The sequence below is a fragment of the Hongsoonwoonella zoysiae genome, from assembly GCF_013266695.1.
In the GTDB taxonomy this organism is placed as follows: domain Bacteria; phylum Pseudomonadota; class Alphaproteobacteria; order Rhizobiales; family Stappiaceae; genus Hongsoonwoonella; species Hongsoonwoonella zoysiae.
Window position 1 is genome coordinate 1,021,074 of record NZ_JABRXF010000001.1, and the last position, 19,596, is coordinate 1,040,669.

General features: G+C 59.1%; 24 protein-coding genes and 1 tRNA gene. 14 read left to right on the forward strand and 11 right to left on the reverse strand.

Annotation, left to right across the window (positions count from 1 at the left end):
- The first annotated feature begins 38 nt into the window (after positions 1 to 38).
- The 5 genes from HPQ64_RS20340 (at position 39) to HPQ64_RS04730 (ending at position 2,374) form a co-directional block, all read left to right on the forward strand.
- Positions 39 to 203: a hypothetical protein gene (locus HPQ64_RS20340; RefSeq protein WP_246270294.1), complete on the forward strand. Its 165-nt coding sequence runs from the start codon at positions 39 to 41 to the stop codon at positions 201 to 203.
- On the forward strand, positions 200 to 916 hold the full coding sequence (mtgA, locus tag HPQ64_RS20345) for a monofunctional biosynthetic peptidoglycan transglycosylase (RefSeq protein WP_343035917.1): 717 nt from the start codon (positions 200 to 202) through the stop codon (positions 914 to 916). Before HPQ64_RS20340 ends, mtgA begins: the two co-directional genes overlap by 4 nt.
- A gap of 143 nt (positions 917 to 1,059) precedes the next feature.
- On the forward strand, positions 1,060 to 1,245 hold the full coding sequence (rpmF, locus tag HPQ64_RS04720) for a 50S ribosomal protein L32 (protein WP_172887192.1): 186 nt from the start codon (positions 1,060 to 1,062) through the stop codon (positions 1,243 to 1,245).
- 244 nt (positions 1,246 to 1,489) lie between these two features.
- Positions 1,490 to 1,918, forward strand: a complete 429-nt coding sequence (locus HPQ64_RS04725) for a hypothetical protein (protein WP_172887193.1) — start codon at positions 1,490 to 1,492, stop codon at positions 1,916 to 1,918.
- A 111-nt stretch (positions 1,919 to 2,029) separates the two neighbouring features.
- Positions 2,030 to 2,374 carry a hypothetical protein gene (locus HPQ64_RS04730; RefSeq protein WP_172887194.1) on the forward strand — a complete coding sequence of 115 codons (345 nt, stop codon included), beginning with the start codon at positions 2,030 to 2,032 and terminating at the stop codon, positions 2,372 to 2,374.
- Between the two features lie 204 nt (positions 2,375 to 2,578).
- On the opposite strand, the gene ggt (HPQ64_RS04735) is transcribed toward HPQ64_RS04730, so the two are convergent.
- Positions 2,579 to 4,171 carry a gamma-glutamyltransferase gene (ggt, locus tag HPQ64_RS04735; RefSeq protein ID WP_172887195.1) on the reverse strand — a complete coding sequence of 531 codons (1,593 nt, stop codon included), beginning with the start codon at positions 4,169 to 4,171 and terminating at the stop codon, positions 2,579 to 2,581.
- Positions 4,172 to 4,317: 146 nt separating this feature from the next.
- Between ggt (HPQ64_RS04735) and HPQ64_RS04740 the strand changes: the two genes are divergently transcribed.
- Positions 4,318 to 4,752, forward strand: coding sequence for a GlcG/HbpS family heme-binding protein (locus HPQ64_RS04740; protein ID WP_172887196.1), 435 nt, complete (start codon positions 4,318 to 4,320; stop codon positions 4,750 to 4,752).
- A gap of 46 nt (positions 4,753 to 4,798) precedes the next feature.
- Here the strand turns inward: HPQ64_RS04740 and phaR are convergent, their stop codons facing one another.
- Positions 4,799 to 5,377 carry a polyhydroxyalkanoate synthesis repressor PhaR gene (gene phaR / locus HPQ64_RS04745; RefSeq protein ID WP_172887197.1) on the reverse strand — a complete coding sequence of 193 codons (579 nt, stop codon included), beginning with the start codon at positions 5,375 to 5,377 and terminating at the stop codon, positions 4,799 to 4,801.
- Positions 5,378 to 5,742: 365 nt separating this feature from the next.
- On the opposite strand from phaR, the gene HPQ64_RS04750 reads away from it, so the two are divergent.
- Together HPQ64_RS04750 and phbB are read left to right on the forward strand one after the other, a co-directional pair.
- Positions 5,743 to 6,924, forward strand: a complete 1,182-nt coding sequence (locus HPQ64_RS04750) for an acetyl-CoA C-acetyltransferase (protein WP_172887198.1) — start codon at positions 5,743 to 5,745, stop codon at positions 6,922 to 6,924.
- Between the two features lie 121 nt (positions 6,925 to 7,045).
- A complete protein-coding gene (gene phbB / locus HPQ64_RS04755) occupies positions 7,046 to 7,774 on the forward strand; it encodes an acetoacetyl-CoA reductase (protein ID WP_172887199.1) in 729 nt (242 codons plus the stop codon).
- 84 nt (positions 7,775 to 7,858) lie between these two features.
- Here phbB and HPQ64_RS04760 read toward each other — a convergent pair whose 3' ends face one another.
- A complete protein-coding gene (locus tag HPQ64_RS04760; RefSeq protein ID WP_210260092.1) occupies positions 7,859 to 8,215 on the reverse strand; it encodes a c-type cytochrome in 357 nt (118 codons plus the stop codon).
- Positions 8,216 to 8,516: 301 nt separating this feature from the next.
- On the opposite strand from HPQ64_RS04760, the gene ggt (HPQ64_RS04765) reads away from it, so the two are divergent.
- Positions 8,517 to 10,253, forward strand: a complete 1,737-nt coding sequence (gene ggt / locus HPQ64_RS04765) for a gamma-glutamyltransferase (protein WP_172887200.1) — start codon at positions 8,517 to 8,519, stop codon at positions 10,251 to 10,253.
- Here the strand turns inward: ggt (HPQ64_RS04765) and HPQ64_RS04770 are convergent.
- The 5 genes from HPQ64_RS04770 to HPQ64_RS04790 all read right to left on the reverse strand — a co-directional run bounded on the left by HPQ64_RS04770 (position 10,247) and on the right by HPQ64_RS04790 (position 14,340).
- Positions 10,247 to 11,467, reverse strand: coding sequence for an aminotransferase class V-fold PLP-dependent enzyme (locus HPQ64_RS04770; protein ID WP_172887201.1), 1,221 nt, complete (start codon positions 11,465 to 11,467; stop codon positions 10,247 to 10,249). The genes ggt (HPQ64_RS04765) and HPQ64_RS04770 overlap by 7 nt on opposite strands.
- A 4-nt stretch (positions 11,468 to 11,471) precedes the next feature.
- Positions 11,472 to 11,942 (reverse strand): RidA family protein, encoded by a 471-nt coding sequence (locus tag HPQ64_RS04775; protein WP_172887202.1) that lies wholly within the window; start codon positions 11,940 to 11,942, stop codon positions 11,472 to 11,474.
- 67 nt (positions 11,943 to 12,009) lie between these two features.
- Entirely contained in the window at positions 12,010 to 12,927 is a 918-nt protein-coding gene (locus HPQ64_RS04780) for a LysR substrate-binding domain-containing protein (RefSeq protein ID WP_172887203.1), read from the reverse strand.
- 76 nt (positions 12,928 to 13,003) lie between these two features.
- Positions 13,004 to 13,684 (reverse strand): cupin domain-containing protein, encoded by a 681-nt coding sequence (locus HPQ64_RS04785; protein ID WP_172887204.1) that lies wholly within the window; start codon positions 13,682 to 13,684, stop codon positions 13,004 to 13,006.
- A 29-nt stretch (positions 13,685 to 13,713) separates the two neighbouring features.
- On the reverse strand, positions 13,714 to 14,340 hold the full coding sequence (locus HPQ64_RS04790) for a glutathione S-transferase family protein (protein WP_172887205.1): 627 nt from the start codon (positions 14,338 to 14,340) through the stop codon (positions 13,714 to 13,716).
- A 183-nt stretch (positions 14,341 to 14,523) separates the two neighbouring features.
- Here HPQ64_RS04790 and HPQ64_RS20565 point away from each other — a divergent pair, with 183 nt between their 5' ends.
- A complete protein-coding gene (locus tag HPQ64_RS20565) occupies positions 14,524 to 15,114 on the forward strand; it encodes a TetR/AcrR family transcriptional regulator (RefSeq protein WP_172887206.1) in 591 nt (196 codons plus the stop codon).
- 151 nt (positions 15,115 to 15,265) lie between these two features.
- Positions 15,266 to 15,640, forward strand: a complete 375-nt coding sequence (locus HPQ64_RS04800) for a nuclear transport factor 2 family protein (RefSeq protein WP_172887207.1) — start codon at positions 15,266 to 15,268, stop codon at positions 15,638 to 15,640.
- A gap of 52 nt (positions 15,641 to 15,692) precedes the next feature.
- On the opposite strand, the gene HPQ64_RS04805 is transcribed toward HPQ64_RS04800, so the two are convergent.
- Positions 15,693 to 16,070 carry a winged helix-turn-helix transcriptional regulator gene (locus HPQ64_RS04805; RefSeq protein WP_172887208.1) on the reverse strand — a complete coding sequence of 126 codons (378 nt, stop codon included), beginning with the start codon at positions 16,068 to 16,070 and terminating at the stop codon, positions 15,693 to 15,695.
- A gap of 156 nt (positions 16,071 to 16,226) precedes the next feature.
- On the opposite strand from HPQ64_RS04805, the gene HPQ64_RS04810 reads away from it, so the two are divergent.
- Entirely contained in the window at positions 16,227 to 16,904 is a 678-nt protein-coding gene (locus HPQ64_RS04810; RefSeq protein ID WP_343035919.1) for a glutathione binding-like protein, read from the forward strand.
- A 71-nt stretch (positions 16,905 to 16,975) separates the two neighbouring features.
- The gene (locus HPQ64_RS04815) at positions 16,976 to 17,494 is read left to right on the forward strand and encodes a GNAT family N-acetyltransferase (RefSeq protein WP_172887209.1); all 519 of its coding nucleotides are present in this window, start codon (positions 16,976 to 16,978) and stop codon (positions 17,492 to 17,494) included.
- Here the strand turns inward: HPQ64_RS04815 and HPQ64_RS04820 are convergent.
- Entirely contained in the window at positions 17,460 to 18,107 is a 648-nt protein-coding gene (locus HPQ64_RS04820) for a TetR/AcrR family transcriptional regulator (RefSeq protein ID WP_172887210.1), read from the reverse strand. The two genes, HPQ64_RS04815 and HPQ64_RS04820, sit on opposite strands and share 35 nt — an antisense overlap.
- 309 nt (positions 18,108 to 18,416) lie before the next feature.
- Here HPQ64_RS04820 and HPQ64_RS04825 point away from each other — a divergent pair, with 309 nt between their 5' ends.
- Positions 18,417 to 18,896, forward strand: coding sequence for a YHS domain-containing (seleno)protein (locus HPQ64_RS04825; protein WP_172887211.1), 480 nt, complete (start codon positions 18,417 to 18,419; stop codon positions 18,894 to 18,896).
- Between the two features lie 374 nt (positions 18,897 to 19,270).
- On the opposite strand, the gene HPQ64_RS04830 is transcribed toward HPQ64_RS04825, so the two are convergent.
- Positions 19,271 to 19,345, reverse strand: a tRNA-Gly gene (locus HPQ64_RS04830).
- Between the last annotated feature and the right edge of the window lie 251 nt (positions 19,346 to 19,596).

The following is a 19,596-nucleotide window of genomic DNA, read 5'->3' on the forward strand; positions in this document are numbered from 1 at the left end:
GACCTGCGTGGATCGGAAACGGCGCGGGCGTCATTTCCATGGCGATTGTGCGCCAACTCGCCAGCCGCTATGCAAAAAGCGAATATGCGGTCGTAGGCATCGATGCGGATCTGACAGCGTTGGAAAAAGCGAAACTGAACGTCTTGAGAATGTCCGCGAGAAAAAGTGGCCGCCCGGTCCCTTGCCCGGAGTATGCGCCGTGAAAAAGGCCGCCAAAGCCACCTCGCGAACATCTTCCGCACGCATTCGCAAATGGCTTTTTCGCCTGGCAGTCACCATCCTGCTTCTGCCCGTTGCGCTCACCATTTTATATGCCGTCGTGCCACCGGTCAGCACGCTCATGCTTGCCCGTTACGCGAGCCTCTTGTGGGTCGAGCGTATCTATGTGCCGCTGGAAAGCATTTCGCCGCATCTGATCCGCTCCGTCGTTGCTTCCGAGGATGCGAAATTCTGCGCCCATAACGGCGCGGATTGGCAGGCTCTCGGTACGCAGTTCGAGGCTCTGGGCGAGGGCGAAAGCCCGCGTGGCGCATCGACGATCACGATGCAGCTTGCCAAAAACCTCTTCCTCTGGAGCGACCGAAGCTATGTCCGCAAGGGGCTCGAACTGCCGCTTGCCCTGATGATCGATGCGATACTGCCGAAACGGCGCATCCTGGAGCTTTATCTGAATGTCGCTGAATGGGGGGAGGGTATATTCGGAGCCGAAGCCGCCGCACAGGCCTGGTTCGGCAAGCCTGCATCGAAGCTCTCGGCCAATGAGGCCGCGCGCCTTGCCACCGCCCTTCCCAGTCCGCTGACCAGAAATCCGGCCAAGCCTTCGCCGGGACATGGGCGCCTTGCGCGAACAAATCAGGCGCGCGCGCGGGCCATCGGCCCGCATGTGGAATGTATCTTCTCCGGGGTGCGGGAATAGATGCGAAGAATTTTCCATGAAGGGGATGGCAAAGTGCGGCGAGGTTCGGTATAACGCCCGCCATTCCTGCACCCTGCACGTACTTGCGCCCCGGGTTGTCCCGGTCCGGGTCAGGGACACGTTGCACGACGGAGAGAATAACAATGGCTGTTCCGAAGAGAAAAACGTCGCGTATGAAGCGCGGCTTTCGTCGCTCCGCGGACGCCCTGAAGCAGCCGAGCTATGTTGAGGACAAGGATTCGGGCGAACTTCGCCGTCCGCATCACATCGACCTCAAGACCGGCATGTACCGGGGCCGTCAGATCCTTCAGCCGAAGGACGACGTCTGAGCGAAGAGGATTTCGAGCAAGGCGTTGCCGCGCTAGAGCATGTCCCGCCAAATCCGGATCGGATTTGGCGGCCAGGATTTGCTCCGGCGTGCTGGCAGTTGCCGGATCGAAATAACGAGAGGCTGGCCCCGCGCCGGCCTTTTCGTGTTTTCGATCCCGGAAGAAGCAAGCCTCGCATCATGGCAATTTCGCAAATTGACTATAAATCCAGAAATGGAACCGCTGTGCACCGCCGGAGAGCTTCATGCCGATGATCGTATCCGTTCCACTGACACTCGTGCCGCTGGCCGTTTACAATATCATTGCGTTCGGCGTTCTCGGGTCTTTTCCCGGAGATCCATGGACTGCGCCGATCTTCACCGCTGAGCTGGTCTCAGGTGCGCGCTTCACGCTGATCGTTGGCGACCTGATGATAATCGCCGCGCTCGTTCTGCTTTTCGTCGAGATCCTGAAAGCGACCCGGACCGGGGTAGTCGCGATGGTCGACCACATACTTTCCGTGCTGGTTTTCGTCGCCTATCTGGTTGAATTCCTGTCCGTGCGGGAAGCCGCGCATTCGGTCTTCTTCATTCTGACGGTTGTTGCGCTCATAGATGTGGTGGCGGGCTTCAGCATCACGATTGCCGGTGCTCGCCGGGATATCGCCTTCGGCCATGGTAATCCCCGCCTTTGACCCGTTCGTCCTGAAAATCTTAATCAAATCTTAAAATTCGGCACGGGAATCGCATTGTGAACGCCAAAGGAAGAAAATCCGTCCCGATTTGGGACGGTTCCGGAGGCGACAATGCGTATCGATCCCGTAATCCGCACCAACGCGAGACAGGAATTCCGACGTGACGATGCCGGCGGCGGTGAAGCTACGGGGGCGACCGAAAAAGGCACTGTCCGCAAGAATCTTCCGGCTTCGGCCTCTCCCGTCCAGCCGGTTGCGGGCGATGCACCGGTTTCCTTCCAACGATACCGGCCTAATTCCGCATTCCTGACCCAGCTTATCGCCGTTCGGGACGACTGGCCGGACGTTCGGCTTCGCAGAAAATCGGAGCCTGAAGCCGCTGTACGTCTTTACCGTGAAACGGAAGCGAGCCCGCGCCGGATGCGGGCAGGGCGCGTGCTCGCCCGTTCGGCCTAAAAAATGGCTGCGGCGCCCCAAGTGGATCGATTTTGACATTTGATGCCCGTTCGCAGTTGGGCTCTCAATCAAATGTCAAAATCAAAAAGATCCACTAGATACAGATGTTAAGCTAGCGGTTTTAAAGATTCCGACATTTGCGACCGAGCTTTCGGCAGGGAGATGCAAATGTTGGAATCAAACCACTAGGGTGCCGCCTCCATATCAATAGCCTGCGGCCATTCCGTCCTTGCGAGGGTCTGACCCGCCTTCGAGAATGCCTCGGGCACGGTCGATGCGGATTGCCTGCGCGCCGCCAATTGCACCCGACACACGCTCGACGGTATGACCGAGGGCGCTGAGCCCTTCCAATGTTGCTTCTGGGACATACCGTTCGGCGTGTAACGCATAGCTCTTTTCATCGAAGAACATGCGAGGCGCATCGATCGCCTCCTGAACGTCCATCCCGAAGTCGACGATGTTGTTCAGTACATGGGCATGGCCACAGGGCTGGTATCCGCCGCCCATGACACCAAAGGAAATATAGGGGCGGCCTTCCGCCATCACCATCGCCGGGATAATCGTATGCAGAGGACGCTTGCCCCCTTCGATGGTGTTCGGGTGGCCGGGCTCCAAACGGAAGCAAGCGCCGCGGTTTTGCAGAAGAACGCCGGACTTCGGCGCGGTTATCGCCGATCCGAAATCCTTGTAGACGGAGTTGATGAGCGAGACCGCCAGCCCGTTTTCATCGACGACCGTCAGATAAACGGTATCGGACCGCGGGCCGAGAACACTCGGTGGAAGATCGGCGATCCTGGAGTTGGGATCGATGAGCCCGGCAAGCCGGGCGATATGTTCGTCGCTCAGAAGTTCCGCCGGATCGTGGGGCATGAAATCAGGATCGGCAAGGAAGCGGTCGCGCAGCGAGTAGGCGATGCGGCCTGCTTCCAACTCGAGGTGAAAGCGTTGCGCGCCGTTGGGGTCGAGCTTTTGAAGGTCGAACCTCTCGAGAATTCCCAACATGACGAGCGCAATGAAGCCCTGGCCGTTGGGCGGCAGCTCCGCGATGGTCAGGCCGCGATAGTCACGGGTGACCGGCGTCATGTCGTCGACCTGCATCTGCGCCATGTCTTCCATGGTCATCAGGCCGCCCTTGGCGCGCAGAGCCGCTACGATATCCTCGGCGACGGCGCCTTCATAAAACGCTTTTGAGCCTTCCTCGGCGATGCGCTGCAGAGTATCGGCAAGCGCCGGATGGCGCATGACGTCGCCGGTGCGAGGGGGCTTTCTGTCAATGAGATAAGCCGCTCTCGAGCCTTCGTCGGCGGAGAGTTTTTCGACGTTTTTCGACCAGTCGAAAGCAACGCGAGGCGTGACGGCATATCCTTCACGAGCATATTGAATCGCGCGGACGAGAACGTCGCCGAGCGACTTCGTGCCATGGCGCTGAAGCATGGCTTCCCACGCGCGCACCGCGCCGGGCACGGTAACGGCATGCGGAGACGTTAATTCGATCGCGGTTTCGCCAAGCTCGATCAGTTTTTTCGAACTGGCGGCTTTCGGCGCGCGTCCCGAGCCGTTGAGGCCATGGAGTTTTCCGTCCGGTTCGGCGATTATGGCGAAGCAATCGCCTCCGATGCCGGTCATTTGCGGTTCGACCACGCATTGCACCGCTACGGCGGCAACGGCGGCATCGACGGCGTTGCCGCCGGCCTGAAGTGTCTCCAGTGCCGCTGTTGTGGACAAGGGATGCGATGTCGCCGCCATTGCATTCGCCGCGTAGACCGCCGAACGTCCGGGGGCATGGAAATCGCGCATATCCGACCTCTATCCTGTTGTTGTTCGTTCCGGCCGGGAACGACTGTTTTTCGAAATGCAGTCTGTCACCGACCCCTGCGAACTGATAGCCAGACCGCCGGGATCACAATGACATTAACGCCTGGACCCTAAGGAGATAATCGCCGATGAGCAAACTCACTCTTTCCATGGCGGAAAAGGTGATTGCAGCCGCTTTCGCCAAGGGCGCGGAATTGAAACTCAAGCCGCTGACCGTCGCCGTGCTCGATGCCGGTGGGCATCTGGTTGCCCTTTCCAGGCAGGACGGCTCGTCGATCATGCGTCCGCAGATCGCATCCGGCAAAGCCTATGGCGCTCTTGCCGTTGGAACCGGCACGCGCTGGCTGAACGCGAATGCCGAAACGAGGCCGCATTTCGTCCAGGCGCTCAATGGCGCATCCGGCGGCGCGATCGTGCCCGTTCCCGGCGGTGTGCTCATTCGCGACGGCAAAGGCGGAGAAGCCCTCGGCGCGGTCGGGATCAGCGGCGATACTTCCGATAACGACGAGGCGGCTGCCGTAGCCGGCATCGAGGCGATAGGAAAGACGCCTGACTGCGGCTGACAGACATCTTTCAATAGCCGCCAGGCGAACGGCCTGGTGGCATCGCTCAGCTCTTGTCGCCCGCAAGCGCGTCGATCTTCTTCTGCATGTCGGCAAGTTGCTTCTTCAGATCGTCAAGGTCGTCGGCGGATTCCCCGCCCGATTTCGTTGCCGCCTTGTCCGCATCGTCGCCGGCACCGCCGAAGGGCATGAACATGCGCATCGCGCGCTCGAATATCTCCGTATTGCGCTTGACCTGCTCTTCCATCGCGCCGAGTGCCGTCGTGCCGAAAGCCTGCGACATCTGCTCGCGAAGCTTGTCCTGTTCTTTCGTTAGTGCCGACATTGAAAATTCCAGGTAGCTTGGCACGACATTTTGCAGGCTGTCGCCGTAAAACCGTATCAATTGGCGCAGGAAAGCGATCGGCAGAAGGTTCTGCCCCTTGTTCTCCTGTTCAAAGATGATCTGAGTTAGGACAGAACGTGTAATATCCTCACCGGTCTTGGCGTCAAAGACGATGAAATCCTCCTCGTCCTTTACCATCACCGCCAGGTCTTCAAGCGTGACGTAAGTACTCGTTCCGGTATTGTAGAGTCGCCGGTTGGCGTATTTCTTGATGACTGTCGGCTCTTTCGTCTTGGCCATGTTTCTTCGGATCCGATCCTGCGCGTTCCAGGCGTTTCGATAGGCAGGTCCGGATCGCGCCGTTGCCGACCGTCCTGCTTCCTCCACGGCCACGATAAGCCAACCTTGGCCGTTCGCACCATAGTTTTTACATATCTTTTCAGCACCCGCTTTGCGAACGCGATCAATTGCGAATGGCGCGGCAAGGCGAGGAAAGGCAGGAAAGAGGATAAGGCGGGCGACGGAATATCAACGACGGACCTTGCGCACATCAGGTTGACTAACTCGGGCCGACGGTCTCTAGTCGAAGGGATGGGTGCGTTGCGAAAACAGAACAAGGGGGCGGCGTGCCCGCGTCCCGGGAGGACATCATTGCGGAGGTTTTCATGAGCGCTTCAAATGACATTGTGATTGTGGGCGCCGCGCGCACGCCGGTCGGATCGTTCAACGGATCGTTTGCCAATATGCCGGCGCATGAACTTGGAGCCGTTGCGATCAAGGCAGCGCTCGACAGATCCAAGGTCGACGCTGCGGAAGTGGACGAGCTCGTATTCGGCCAGGTTCTGACGGCCGGACAGGGACAGAACCCGGCCCGCCAGGCGGCGATCGCCGCCGGCCTTCCGGAAAGCTCCACCGCCTGGGTGCTCAACCAGGTCTGCGGATCGGGCCTGCGCACCGTTGCGATCGGCATGCAGCAGATTGCCAATGGCGATGCGTCGATCATCGTTGCCGGCGGCCAGGAAAACATGACGATGTCGCCGCATTGCGCGCATCTTCGCGCCGGTCACAAGATGGGCGACTACAAGATGATCGACACAATGATCAAGGATGGCCTATGGGATGCCTTCAACGGCTACCACATGGGCCAGACGGCGGAAAACGTCGCTCAGAAGTTCCAGGTGTCGCGCGACACGCAGGATGAATTCGCGCTTGCCTCCCAGAACAAGGCGGAAGCCGCGCAAAAGGCGGGACGGTTCAAGGACGAGATTGTCCCGGTCACCGTCAAGGAACGCAAGGGCGAGAAGCTCGTCGAGGACGATGAATATATCCGCCATGGCGCGACGCTCGACAGCATGACGAAGCTGCGTCCCGCCTTCACGAAAGACGGCAGCGTCACGGCCGGCAACGCTTCGGGCATCAACGATGGCGCTGCGGCTCTTGTTCTCATGACGGCGGCTGAAGCTTCCAGGCGTGGCCTCACCCCGCTTGCGCGCATCGCATCCTGGGCGACGGCGGGTGTCGATCCCTCGATCATGGGTACAGGGCCGATCCCGTCTTCGCGCAAGGCGTTGGAGAAAGCCGGATGGAAGGTCGACGATCTCGACCTCGTCGAAGCGAATGAGGCATTCGCCGCCCAGGCCTGCGCGGTCAACAATGACCTTGGCTGGAACCCCGATATCGTGAACGTCAACGGCGGCGCGATCGCCATAGGTCACCCAATCGGGGCTTCCGGCGCACGCATTCTCGTGACGCTCCTGCACGAGATGGGCAAGCGCGACGCGAAGAAGGGCCTTGCCACCCTTTGTATCGGCGGTGGAATGGGCATCGCCCTTTGCGTTGAGCGGTAGGGCGAAAATAGCCTTTCGTATCAGCCGGGTTTGACAAAAGTCATGGCGGGGGTGAACCGCTCCCGCCAGAAAAACCGGGTATTTACACCCGGCAAACAATCAGCCTTCAGGGGGAAACGGAATGAGTAACGTTGCGATCGTCACGGGCGGCACGCGAGGCATCGGCGCCGCGATCTCCAAGGGTCTGAAGGATGGCGGCTACACGGTGGCCGCGACCTATGCCGGCAACACGGAAGCCGCGGAAGCCTTCAAGGCCGAAACGGGCATCCACGTCTACAAGTGGGACGTCTCGGATCCGCAGGCTTGCGTCGATGGCGTCGGAAAGGTCGTTTCGGATCTGGGTGCGGTCGAGGTTCTGGTGAACAACGCCGGCATCACCCGCGACGGCTGGTTCCACAAGATGGACTACGAAAGCTGGTCGGCGGTGATCCGCACCAACCTCGACAGCATGTTCACGATGACGCGGCCTGTGATCGAGGGAATGCGTGAGCGCGGCCATGGCCGCATTATCAATATCTCCTCGATCAACGGGCAGAAAGGCCAGCTTGGCCAGGCGAACTACTCCGCGGCGAAAGCGGGCGTTATCGGTTTCACCAAGGCGCTTGCGCAGGAAAATGCCCGCAAGGGTATCACCGTGAACGCGATTTGCCCCGGCTACATCGATACGGACATGGTGGCGGCGGTTCCCGAAAAAGTGCTTGAGGGTATCATCTCCGGTATCCCGGTCGGGCGCCTCGGCAAGGCGGAGGAAATCGCCGCGGCCGTCCGGTATCTGGCCTCCAATGAGGCAGGCTTCATGACGGGCGCGGTGATGTCGATCAACGGCGGCCAGTATTACGCCAACGGCTGACCATGCACGGTCACGGGATCATTTGGGGCGCCATCGGCGCCCCTTTTGGTTTGCAGAAAAGTTGCCGCGCGGCTGGTTTCGGGGCTATCTGGCGCGGCTCAGGATATAGCTTGTGAGGTTTGATATTTCACGGGTGGTCAGGCTCATATCCGGCATTTTCGGGTGCGGATCGGCTAGGAAGCCTGCCAGTGTCGCCTCGTTGAAGCCGCGTGTTTCGGCAATTTCGGTAAAGCTCGGCACGGCTTCCGTCCCGCTCTTCTGATCATCGGCGACCACATGACAAGCAGAACACCACTGCCGGGCAAGGCGTTCGCCCTCCGCGGGGTCGCCCGCTGCCCATGTTTCGGCCACCGATGTTGATAAAAGCGCGAATACCGCCGCGGCGAATATCAGTTCGCGAGAAAGGTCGATGCAGAAATTTGCCTTGTCTGGCAGACGCATTTCAGGACTCCATTGCCGAACGAAACAACAAGCGAAAATTCATACCAAGGGTAGCCTGCGATAGCCGCTCGCGACAGACTAGTGGTTTGATTCCAACATTTGCATTCCCCTCCCGCGAACTCTATTGCAAATGTTGGAATTTCAAAAACCACTAGCTAAATATTTGTTTCCAGCGGATCTTTTGATTTTGACATTTGATCACGAGTCCAACTGCGAATGGGTGCCAAATGTCAAAATCGATCCGCTGGGATTTTCCCGATGCCGCATATTTATTCACGCAAGGGATGAGGAAAGCCGTTTCATGAAACCAATGATCAGGAAACTTTTCGCTGCGTTCGCAATCGTCGGCGTCGCCTTGGCGCCCTCTCCCGCCTTCACGCAATCAACTCCGATCCTTTCCGGTCTTGATAGATTCCACCCGGTTTTTGCGCAGAACGGCATGGTCGCCAGCCAGGAAGCGCTTGCGACCAAGGTTGGTGTCGAAATCCTGAAAAAGGGTGGCAACGCGGTGGACGCGGCGGTTGCCGTGGGTTTTGCGCTTGCGGTCACCTTGCCCCGGGCCGGGAACCTGGGCGGCGGTGGTTTCATGATCGTCCATATGGCGGAAACCGGTGAAACGCTCGCGCTCGATTATCGTGAAATGGCGCCTGTGGCTTCCTTTCGGGATATGTTTCTCGATGAGGAGGGTAATGCCGACAGCGAGAAGTCACGCTTTTCGGGCCTTGGCGTCGGAGTGCCCGGAACGGTGATGGGCCTTTACGAGGCGCATCGCAGATTCGGAAGCGGCAGGCTGTCGTTGGCTGAAGTGATTGCACCGGCGGTCAAGCTTGCACGAGACGGATTTACGGTATCGGACGATCTTTCCGGCTCTCTCAAGCAGGTGTTCACGCAGCTTTCCAGAGATGAAGCTGCGCGCGACGTTTTTTACAAGCCCGGTGGATTTTATGAGCCAGGCGATATTCTGAGGCAGCCGGATCTGGCGAATACGCTTGAAAAAATTGCGCAGGACGGCCCAGCGGCCTTTTATGAGGGAGAGGTCGCCAGGGCAATTGCCGAACGGGTACAGACCGGCGGCGGGGTAATGACCGCCGAAGACCTGCAAAATTACAGAACCGTCTGGCGCGAGCCCGTCACCGGCTCCTATCGTGGCTATGAGATCGCCTCCATGCCGCCACCTTCCTCGGGCGGTGTGCATATCGTCGAAATCCTGAACATGCTCGAGCCCTTCGATATTGCGTCCAGCGGCCATAACTCGGCGAAGACAATTCATGTGATGGCCGAAGCCATGACGCGTGCTTATGCCGACCGATCCGAATATCTGGGTGATCCCGATTTTGTGGACGTCCCGGTCAAAGGCTTGACCTCACCCGAATATGCGCAAGCGAGGATGCGCGACTTCGATCCTGACGCGGCATCGGAATCCGCGCAAATAAAGCCTGGCGACCCGACACCTTACGAGAGCAACGAGACGACGCATTTTTCCGTGGTCGATGCCGAAGGCAACGCGGTTTCGAACACCTATACGCTCAATTTCTCCTACGGCGTACGGATGATGGCACCGGGAACCGGTGTTCTGCTCAATAACGAACTGGACGATTTTTCCGCAAAGCCGGGCGTGCCCAACGCCTACGGGTTGATCGGCGGTGACGCCAATGCGGTGGAGGCGCGCAAGCGTCCTCTCTCCTCCATGAGCCCGACCATCGTATTTCGCGATGGCAAACCCTTCCTCGTGACGGGCTCGCCGGGCGGCAGCCGGATCATAACGACCGTCCTTCAGGTCATCATGAATGTGGTCGATCACGGAATGAATGTCGCCGAAGCAACGGCGGCGGCGCGTATCCACCATCAGTGGCTTCCCGACGAAATTCGTGTCGAAGAGGGCATTTCGCCCGATACGATCGAAAAGCTTCAGGCGATGGGCCACACGATTGCAGTGAAGAACGCCATGGGCTCGACGCAGTCGATCCTGATCGGTGAGGATTTCCTGCAAGGCGCCAGCGATCCGCGCAGGCAGGGCTCATTGGCGGCGGGTTACTGAGATTGCGGGGCGAGGTCGCGGGATCGGGTTGCCCGCAGTTGGCGCAAGGCGTCCGTCAGGCGGTCGATCTCACTCTCCGTCGTAAGGTAGCTGACCGATGCCCTGACGACTTCTGAAAGGCCACGCTCGGCCATGTCCACAGGGCAATATGCGGCGGCGATCGCTGCAACGTTTATGTTGTTGCGCGCAAGATGGCCTCGCACTTCCGCCGCCGGCATGCCGGGAATCGAGAAACTCACGATCCCCGATTTCTCGGTTCCAAGATCAAGCGGAGCAATGCCTGCCATCTCCGACAACTCGGCCCTCAGTTTCTGCGAAAGCGTCTCGATCCGGTCGCGGATGTTCGCGATGCCGATTTCGAGCGCCTGCCTGATGGCTTCGCCAAGGCCGAGTTGCAAGGCAAAGGAGTTTTCGGATGTTTCGAAGCGCCTTGCATCCTCCCTCAGCCTGGGTCCTCCATCCAGCCAGGGCGCCGAAAGGACGTCGCAGGTCATCGGGTCAAGCGAACGGAGAAACGAATCCCGTACATAGAGGATCGCCGTGCCGCGCGGCCCTCGCAGAAACTTTCGCCCGGCCCCCTTCAGGACATCGCAGCCGATCGCATTCACGTCGGTTTCCAACTGCCCGAGTGCCTGGCCGGCATCCACGAAATAGGGAACTCCGGCGGCGCGGGTAATCCTTCCCAGTTCGGCGGCGGGGTTGATCAGGCCGCCATTCGCCGGCAGCCATGTCAGTGCGACCAGTTTCACCCGTTCATCGATCATATTCGCGAGCGCTTCGGGAGATACGGTTCCGTCCGTGCGGCATGGAATGAATTCGACGGTTGCTCCCGAACGCTCGGCGGCCCGCCTCATCATGGAAAGATTGCCGCCCCACTCGTGCCGTGAGGTCAGCAGCCGGTCCCCGGGCTTCAGGCGCGGCAAGGCGGCGAATGCGGCACCCCACCCTTGCGATCCGCTGCCGGTAAGCGCGATTTCGCCTGGAGAGGCATTCAGAAGCTGAGCTGCGGCATCGCGCGTCGCCTGCACGTCGGCAGCCGCCAGAATGCCCACTTCGCTCGGTCCGGATGCGGCTTCCCGGTACAGGTGGCCGACAACCTCCCGGAGCACCTGGTTCGATGGCAGAGAGCAGCTCGAATGATTGAAATGGGTGACGTTTTCGACGCCGGGCGTGTCCGCTCGCAACCGCTCGACATCGTTTTCGGACAAGGTCATATTCCTAGTTCCTTATCGCCACGATCGCATCGATTTCCACCGCGACGCCGCGCGGCAGGGATGCGACCGAAACGGTCGTTCGTGCGTGGCGTCCACGCTCGCCGAACACGTCGACCATCAGGTCGGATGCGCCGTTCAGGATTTGCGGTTGGGCGGTGAATTCCGGTGTGGAATTGATAAAGCCGCCGAGGCGCAGCACCTGCTCGACGCGTTCGATATCGCCACCGACCGCGGCATCGATATGGGCGATCACGTTGAGGGCTGAGAGTTCGGCAGCCTTGCGGCCGTCTTCGGGCGAAATGTCCTTGCCGAGTTTCCCGATGTACCTTGCTTCGCCGTTTTCCTGGCAGATCTGGCCGGAAACGAGGAGAAGCCCTCCATGACGCGTGGTCGGCACGTAGTTCGCTGCCGGCGCCGAGGCCGAGAGGAGGCGATGGCCCAGGGATTCGAGCCGGGCGGCAATGGTACTTGGCATGATCTTTCTCCAGGGAAACTCGGAGAGACCATATGGAAATTCATTTCATGCGACGAACGCGAAGTTTTCAGGGAACGGATAAATCCAGTTCACTCGTCACGTTTGCTGCCTCCTTGGAGATCCAGTCGGCGAACATGGCGGCTTCCGGCGTCGGTTTGCCGCTTGTTACGATCCAATGTCCGATCTTTCCGCCAAATGTCATGTCTGGAAACGGCACGACCAACCTGCCTTTTCGAATCCGGTCGCCGATCAGCCAGCGCCGGCCCATGGCGACGCCAAGTCCGTCTTCCGCAGCCTGAAGGACGATGTTGTAGTCGTGGAGATAACGGCATTTTGCGCCGGCGAGTTCAATGCCCGCCACCCCGCACCACGACGGCCATTCCATCGGATTTTCGGAATGGGAGAAAAGCAGCGTGCAATTGCTCAAGTCTTCGACGGCTCGCATCCCCCCGTTGGCGCTCCTGTAGGCTGGACTGCACACTGGCGTAAGGGTTTCCGCAGCTAGAAGGCGGGCATCGAGCCCTGCCCAATCGCCTTTACCGTAACGTATCGCGATATCGGCATTGCCATGCTCCAGGCGTGCCAGGCCGACAGAGGGAAGCAAGAAAACCTCGATCGACGGATGGAGGGCGCTGAATGCGCCCAGGCGCCGAACGAGCCAGTTGGTGGCGAAAGAGGACAAGAGCGCAACGCGGAGCGAGGTGCGTCGCGGATGGGCGCGAATTCGAGCCGTTGCTGCATCGATGTCGTCGAATGCCGCTTTCAATGAGTTGGCATAGGCGGCGCCGGCATCGGTCAGGCTCAGGGCACGCGTATGGCGCTTGAACAAGGCTTCGCCCAGTTCGCTCTCCAGAGCGCGGATCTGATGACTTATAGCACTTGGCGTTACGGCAAGTTCTTCCGCCGCGAGCTTGAAGCTGAGGTGGCGTGCGGCGGCCTCGAAGGCGCGCAGCTTTTTGAATGATGGTAGATTACGGCGTGTCATGCCGTATTATCAGCGAAGTTTGTCAACGCCGACAAGGACGAACGGCCTTTGCAGCGCCATTCGTCCATATCGTTCCTCAACCGGCCTTCGGCGGCTCGACGAACCTCAGGCCGCCCGTCTTGATCCAGACCTTCGCACCTTCCGGGCCGGCTTTGGCGGTAGCCGTGCCGCCGATCGGCACCCGCAGCCATGAATGGCGGCTGAAGGTTTCTCTGGCTTCCTCAAAGCTCCCGTCAAGGACGAAAAGCTCCGCCCCCCCATCCGCCTCGACCGTGACCTCCGCACCGGGCGCCCAGTGTTCCAGGCGCACGTCTTCGCGCTCGTCCTTGAAAAGAGGCGTGACACAAACGCCGGGCCGATCAGGGTCCGCAACGGAGCCGATCTTGTTCATGTCGATGCGGATGTGGGTGCGGTCTTGCGGGTCGAACTGCCAGAGCTTTACCATGATCGTGCAACCTGGTTCGGACCCTGGCGTATGTTTCGACTGCGGTGGATTGCGCACGTAGGTGCCCACGGGATAATCGCCATGTTCGTCCTGGAAAACACCGTCCAGGACGATGAACTCCTCTCCGCCGGTATGCACATGGGCAGAGAACTTGCTGTTCGGGTCATACCGCACGATCGTCGTCGCACGGGCGACCTCGTCGCCTATCCGGTCGAGCATTCGGCGGGATACGCCCCTGATTGGCGAATCCTGCCACTCGATCTTCTCGGCGTGCATCGAGACACGTTTCGAGAAATCGGCATTGAGTTCCATGGCTGATTGTTCCCTCGGCTATCGTTGCCTTATGCGGCGACACTCGCGCTCGGACGCGAGAAGACCTTCTGCTTCCATGCGTTCAGATGCGTCAGTTCGGCCGGGGTTTCAACTTTGACGAAATCACAAAACGCGAAGCCCGCCATTCCCGTGATGTCCGCGACGCTGAATTCACCGCCGGCGAGATATGCGTTTTTTGCAAGATATTCGTCCATCGCCTTCATGGTCTTGAGGACGACCGTCTTCTGGTATTCGCCCCATTCCTTGTTCTTGTGGGCGTAGTTCTGCGGGCCGAGGCCTTCGGTCGCATGGTGGAAATAATGGGAAATCGCTTCCAGAAGCCCGGCCTCGATCTTGCGCTGACGCATGTGGATATAAGCGCGCTCCTTTGCACCCTTGCCGGTCAGGGTCGGCTCGCCGGCGGCATGATCGAGGTATTCGGTGATCGCCGTGCTTTCGGAAATCTGCGTCCCGTCCGCAAGCTCCAGGACGGGAACGACGCCTGACGGGTTCTTCGCCAGGAACTCGGGCGTGCGATGCTCGCCGCCCGGTACGTCGACGTGAACGAATTCGACCTCGTCGAACAGGCCCTTTTCGTGAAGTGCGATGCGAACACGCGCCGGATTCGCGAAACCCTTGAACTCGTAAACCTTCATCTGCTTCTCCTTGGTTGTTGGATTCGGCCGGAATAGCGAGCGTAGCCATCCTTGTTTCATTGGCTAAACTCCTGTGATGATGAGGGAATTTTCTCCATCGATATTAACTATCTATCGATAGGTAGATAAAATGCGCAAATGCAGCCTCTTGTCAACACCTATCGGGTGATAGATACCTTTGGGATGACCTTGTCAGATTATTCAGGACGGCCGGCGGAAATCCTCGATGTGGCGGAAGCGCGCATGCGGGAGGGTGGATTCGAGGCGGTCAGCTTTCGCGAAATCGCAACGGCGATCGGCATCAAGAGCGCAAGCGTGCATTACCACTTCCCGCATAAGGTGGATCTCGGCCATGCGGTCATCGAGCGGTATCAGCAACGTTTTGCCGCGCAGATAGGTGCGCCCGACGATCCTGACGAGACGGTTGCCGACAGGATCTCCCGTCTTTGTGCCAGCTATCACGATGCCACGCTCAAGGAGGGCAAGGTCTGCCTCGCCTGCGTGTTGGGGGGAGAGGCGCTCGACCTGCCGAAGCCTCTGGCCGAAAGGATCGGGACATATTTCGACTGGCTTGTCGGCTGGACGGAAAAAGCCCTGATCCCCGCGGGCTCGGACCAGCCTGCGGCTTCACTAAAGGCGGGGCAGGTGATCGCCAGCTTGCAAGGTGCGATGATACTCGCCATTGCGACGAATCGGCCCGAATTGTTTCTGGAAACGGAAGCCTGGCTCATGCGCACGGTGGACAGTAAAGCCCGCCCGGGAACCCGCGATTGAGAAGGCTTTGATGTTGCCCTTGGGCTGCTCAGAACGCGTTACCCGGCGGATACCCGATTCTGCAATTTCCAATGGAAACCAAGTTTACATTATAAAGCTTATTGCCTAGCTCTCCGGCGGATCGACTTCTCGAAATTTCCGGAGTTCCTCAATGAGCAACGATTATTCGCAAGTCCTGCAGGTTCTTGAAACCTACCTGGATGCTCTGCACCACACCGACGAAAAACGTATCGCGGAAGTGTTTCACGAGAGCGCGCTATACGCCATGTCGACCGATGCCGGCGGCGTGATGACGCGCACGATGGATGAATACATCCCCGTTATCGAAAAGCGTGAATCCCCGGCAAGCCGGGGAGAAGAGAAGATCGCAACGATACATTCCATCGAATTCGGAGGCCCGAACACCGCTTTTGCTCGTGTCAGCGGCGTCCTTGGTTCGACTGGCTATGTCGACTTGATCACGCTGATGAAGATCGATGGTCGCTGGCGTCTTTTGACCAAGATATTCCACACCACGCCGGCCTGAAGCCGCGCGGCTTACATAAGGCGCCGGTTCGCGCGTGGGGGGCGGCGCCTTTCTATTCCGCCGCTTGCGGCTGGATATTCGGCATCCGCCCTTCGTGCTTCAGCTTGTATCCGACGTTGACGATCGCCTCGATGGCGGGGATTAACTCCGCGCCCAGTTCGGTGAGCGAATATTCCACGGAGGGCGGCGAGGTGGGCTTGACCTGCCGTGATATGACGCCTCGCTCCTCGAGCTCCCTCAGCCGCTGGGTAAGAACCTTCGGCGAAATGGGAGGAATATCGATCTTCAGCTCGCTGAAACGGCGCGGCCCTGCCCGCAGGCTCCAGATGACGTTCGTGGTCCAGGCCCCTCCGATAATCGTCATGCATTCGGTGAGGGCGCATTCTTGAGGTGGTTTGGGGCCACGGTTCTTGCGGACTTTGAGCGGCATGCCGATTTTCCTTCATGAACGGGCCGACGGAATTCCGGTTACCGGCCGGATACACGAAATTGCGATATCAGACATATATCAAGTTTACAATAGAAACCATAATCCCATAAGTGCCTGTGAAACTGCCGTCATGACCACAGGAGATGTCCGCCTGTCGTGCTGTGGCGGGTCAATCCGCAGCCGGAGCCGAGCTTTCACATGATCGAACTTTACACCTGGACCACCGGAAATGGGCGCAAGCCTTCCATCGCGCTTGAAGAGATGGGCCTTGCCTATGAGATTCAGGGCGTGGACCTGGCGAAGAACGAGCAGTATTCGGCCGAATTCACGTTGCTTTCCCCGAATAACAAGATTCCCGCGATCCGCGATCGCGACACGGGGCAAACAATCTTCGAATCCGGCGCGATCCTGCTTTATCTCGCCGAAAAGAGCGGGAAGTTCCTGCCGAAAGATGAAGCGGGACGCTGGAGCGTCATCCAGTGGCTCATGTGGCAGATGGGCGGTGTCGGGCCGATGTTCGGCCAGGCCATGCATTTCATTCACTATAACCCCGGCGCATCCGACTATGCCGCCAATCGCTATTTGACCGAGGCAAAGCGGCTTTATTCCGTTCTCGATCGACGCCTGGGCGAAGCCGCCTATGCCGCGGGCGAGGACTATACGATCGCGGATATGGCGATTTGGCCCTGGGTTGCTCGCCATCCCATGCAGACGGTCGACCTGAACGAATATCCGAACGTTCGCCGGTGGTATGTCGAAATTGCGAATCGTCCCTCGGTCCAGCGCGGCTGGTCGATCCTTGGAGATACCTCGCCTATCCCGCTGCCAGGCTGATGATCGCCTGATTGTGTTTCGCTTCCCGCTTTCGCCTGTCGCATTTTATGGCGGCGACAGCGAGGGCTTATATGGACGGAATATCGATACGCCCGTTTCAGCGCCCGGATTCGGAAGATGTTCGGGCGCTTTTTATTCTCATCAACAGGGAGCTTGCCCCCTCGGACAGGCAGGACGCGTTCGAACGCTATATCGAACTGTCCCTGGCCGCGGAGGTCGACCGGATCGAAGACTATTATGGTGAGCGTCAGGGTAGCTTCTGGGTCGTGGAAAGTGGCGGTCAGCTTGCCGGCTTTTACGGGCTTGAGCCAGCCGGAAGCGGCGAGATGGAGCTTCGGCGAATGTATCTCGCGCCGAAATTTAGAGGCAGCGGACTGGCAAGCCGCATGATCTCGCATGCCGAGGATGTGGTCCGGGACAAGGGGTTCGGCCGCCTGGTTCTAAGCACATCCGAATTGCAGCCAGCGGCGCTGAAATTCTATGAAAAAGCCGGATATACGCTTGCGAGGGAAGAAGTCGCCGATGCCGCGAACAACAAGACGGTCGGCGGTGGTATCAGGCGCTATCATTTCCTGAAGGATTTGCGTTGACCGCAGTTGCTGCCGACCTCTGTGCGGTCTTGCCCTCTCCGACGGCCGCCTCCAGCATCCTCTTCACCTGCAAACGGCAGCTCTCCGCCATTTGTGCGTTCAGCCCGGCAGTATCGAGCACCTGCAGGCCAAGATAGCTCACGACAAGCGATTTCGCGGCCTCATCGAGTAAATAAGGTTCGATATCCGGTCTGTCCCCTTCGAGCGCACGGCGAAACCCCTGCTCCAGGCGTTGCACCATCGCGTTGACGCGTCCTTCGATTTCGGGGTCGTGCGGCGCTCGGTCCACGGCGGCGTTGCAAAGAAAGCAGCCGCTTCTGTCCGGACGTTCGGAAAGCGCCTTGAAAAGCGATTCGATGCGCTCCTTTCCGGTTCCCGTGCCCGGCGACTGCAACATGGTGACGGTCTCTTCGACCCTCGTTCGGTTATACCGCTCCAATGCCGCGAGATAGACCGCTCGCTTGTCATGAAAAGCCTTGTAAAACGAACCGCGGGATATCCGCATGGCGCCGAGAAGGTCCGGAAGCGTCGTCGCTTCGTAACCTTTCGACCAGAACACCCGCATCGCCAGTTCAAGGGCGGCATCAGTCTCGAATTGGCGCGGTCGACCCATCTGAATTTCCAATATGAGCAGGCGGCTCCGGCGTGAGGGGTGAGGATCGCCCGTTTCGCCTTTCTTCCCACCATTTTGTGAAAATACGAGATTTCGGCAAGCGCGAGAGGCGGGCTGACGACAAGCCTGCATCGGATTGGGAGCTACAAATCGAAATCACGCGCATGTGTTTTGTACCGAATGGTTCCTAAAGATAGTTTGTGCCACGAATTCGGTCGAATTGCACGACCAATTCGGAACCGTTTGGTACACAATTGCGGCATCGCGTTCGCCCTTGGGCGGGTAGGTGCCGTCGGAAAGGAACTCCAGATGAAGAACTTCATCCGCACCGGTCTGATCACGGCTGCCGCCGTCGCCGCTTTCACCGTCAACGCCTGGGCCGCAGGTTTCGACGTCAACGCCACCTCCACGGGCCTCGCCCTGCGCGGTGTCGATCCGGTTTCCTACTTCAAGGCCGGTGAGCCGCAGGACGGCCGCACCGACATCACCTCGGTCTACAACGGTGCCGTTTACCGCTTCACCAGCAAGGAAAACAAGGCGACCTTCGACGCCGATCCGGCCAAGTACGCTCCGCAGTACGGCGGGTACTGCGCCTACGGCCTGTCCCTCGGCCTGAAGTTCGACGGTGACCCGCGCCTCTGGAAGATCGTCGACGGCAAGCTCTACCTGAACCTGAACGAGAAGGTCGTCGAGCTGTGGCACGAAGACATCCCGGGCAAGATCAAGGAAGCCAACAACCATTGGACCAACGTCGAAGACGCTGATCCGGTTGAGCTTCTGAAGAAGTAATAATCGCCCGAAGGGTCTCAGATCCTGCGATTTTTCGACCGCCCGTCGGGTAACCGGCGGGCGGTTTTCATTTGGATGCGGCGTCAGGTACTCGCCTGGCCGCGCGGTCGGAGTGTGCGCTGTACTCTGCCGGGCTTCTCGCTGCCTCGGTCCTCGTTTTAGGGGAACCTCGAGTCGCGACGACGAAGGCTGGGAACTGAAATTTGGCACTGCCTGCCTGAAGCGTGGGACTGGATAATGGAGGCTCGTGCGCTGGATGTGCAGGCTTCTTTTTGTGTCGACGAAATCCGGCTGCAATCCATCGGAGACAATACAAAAACGACCCGCAAATGTATTGCGAGTCTGTAAATATACCGAATTCTGGGAAAGGAATTTGGAGCGGGCGATGGGATTCGAACCCACGACCCCAACCTTGGCAAGGTTGTGCTCTACCCCTGAGCTACACCCGCACGCTCCGTCCGGCAAGGCGTCATGTCCGCGCCGAAGTGGGCTGTATATGAACCAAGCCGCGCGTGAATGCAACCACCATTTTTCACGAATAAGCAATCCGTTCTCGCTTGTGGATGAACGGTGGACATTTTCGGATTGCCCTATCTGGGCTCCTTCAGCCGGGGCTTGATGAGGGCAAGCCGCAACGGCTAAAACTCCACAGTTTGCAATGTCGGGCGGCTTTCGAAGACTGCTGCGCTGAAAAGAACAA

Coding starts and splice junctions, on each gene's coding strand:
- HPQ64_RS20340 (WP_246270294.1), top strand. CDS start 39: ATGGCGATTGTGCGCCAACTCGCCAGCCGCTATGCAAAAAGCGAATAT.
- rpmF (WP_172887192.1), top strand. CDS start 1,060: ATGGCTGTTCCGAAGAGAAAAACGTCGCGTATGAAGCGCGGCTTTCGT.
- HPQ64_RS04725 (WP_172887193.1), top strand. CDS start 1,490: ATGCCGATGATCGTATCCGTTCCACTGACACTCGTGCCGCTGGCCGTT.
- HPQ64_RS04730 (WP_172887194.1), top strand. CDS start 2,030: ATGCGTATCGATCCCGTAATCCGCACCAACGCGAGACAGGAATTCCGA.
- ggt (WP_172887195.1), bottom strand. CDS start 4,171: ATGCGCGATTTCCATGCCCCCGGACGTTCGGCGGTCTACGCGGCGAAT.
- HPQ64_RS04740 (WP_172887196.1), top strand. CDS start 4,318: ATGAGCAAACTCACTCTTTCCATGGCGGAAAAGGTGATTGCAGCCGCT.
- phaR (WP_172887197.1), bottom strand. CDS start 5,377: ATGGCCAAGACGAAAGAGCCGACAGTCATCAAGAAATACGCCAACCGG.
- HPQ64_RS04750 (WP_172887198.1), top strand. CDS start 5,743: ATGAGCGCTTCAAATGACATTGTGATTGTGGGCGCCGCGCGCACGCCG.
- phbB (WP_172887199.1), top strand. CDS start 7,046: ATGAGTAACGTTGCGATCGTCACGGGCGGCACGCGAGGCATCGGCGCC.
- HPQ64_RS04760 (WP_210260092.1), bottom strand. CDS start 8,215: ATGCGTCTGCCAGACAAGGCAAATTTCTGCATCGACCTTTCTCGCGAA.
- ggt (WP_172887200.1), top strand. CDS start 8,517: ATGAAACCAATGATCAGGAAACTTTTCGCTGCGTTCGCAATCGTCGGC.
- HPQ64_RS04770 (WP_172887201.1), bottom strand. CDS start 11,467: ATGACCTTGTCCGAAAACGATGTCGAGCGGTTGCGAGCGGACACGCCC.
- HPQ64_RS04775 (WP_172887202.1), bottom strand. CDS start 11,942: ATGCCAAGTACCATTGCCGCCCGGCTCGAATCCCTGGGCCATCGCCTC.
- HPQ64_RS04780 (WP_172887203.1), bottom strand. CDS start 12,927: ATGACACGCCGTAATCTACCATCATTCAAAAAGCTGCGCGCCTTCGAG.
- HPQ64_RS04785 (WP_172887204.1), bottom strand. CDS start 13,684: ATGGAACTCAATGCCGATTTCTCGAAACGTGTCTCGATGCACGCCGAG.
- HPQ64_RS04790 (WP_172887205.1), bottom strand. CDS start 14,340: ATGAAGGTTTACGAGTTCAAGGGTTTCGCGAATCCGGCGCGTGTTCGC.
- HPQ64_RS20565 (WP_172887206.1), top strand. CDS start 14,524: ATGACCTTGTCAGATTATTCAGGACGGCCGGCGGAAATCCTCGATGTG.
- HPQ64_RS04800 (WP_172887207.1), top strand. CDS start 15,266: ATGAGCAACGATTATTCGCAAGTCCTGCAGGTTCTTGAAACCTACCTG.
- HPQ64_RS04805 (WP_172887208.1), bottom strand. CDS start 16,070: ATGCCGCTCAAAGTCCGCAAGAACCGTGGCCCCAAACCACCTCAAGAA.
- HPQ64_RS04815 (WP_172887209.1), top strand. CDS start 16,976: ATGGACGGAATATCGATACGCCCGTTTCAGCGCCCGGATTCGGAAGAT.
- HPQ64_RS04820 (WP_172887210.1), bottom strand. CDS start 18,107: ATGGGTCGACCGCGCCAATTCGAGACTGATGCCGCCCTTGAACTGGCG.
- HPQ64_RS04825 (WP_172887211.1), top strand. CDS start 18,417: ATGAAGAACTTCATCCGCACCGGTCTGATCACGGCTGCCGCCGTCGCC.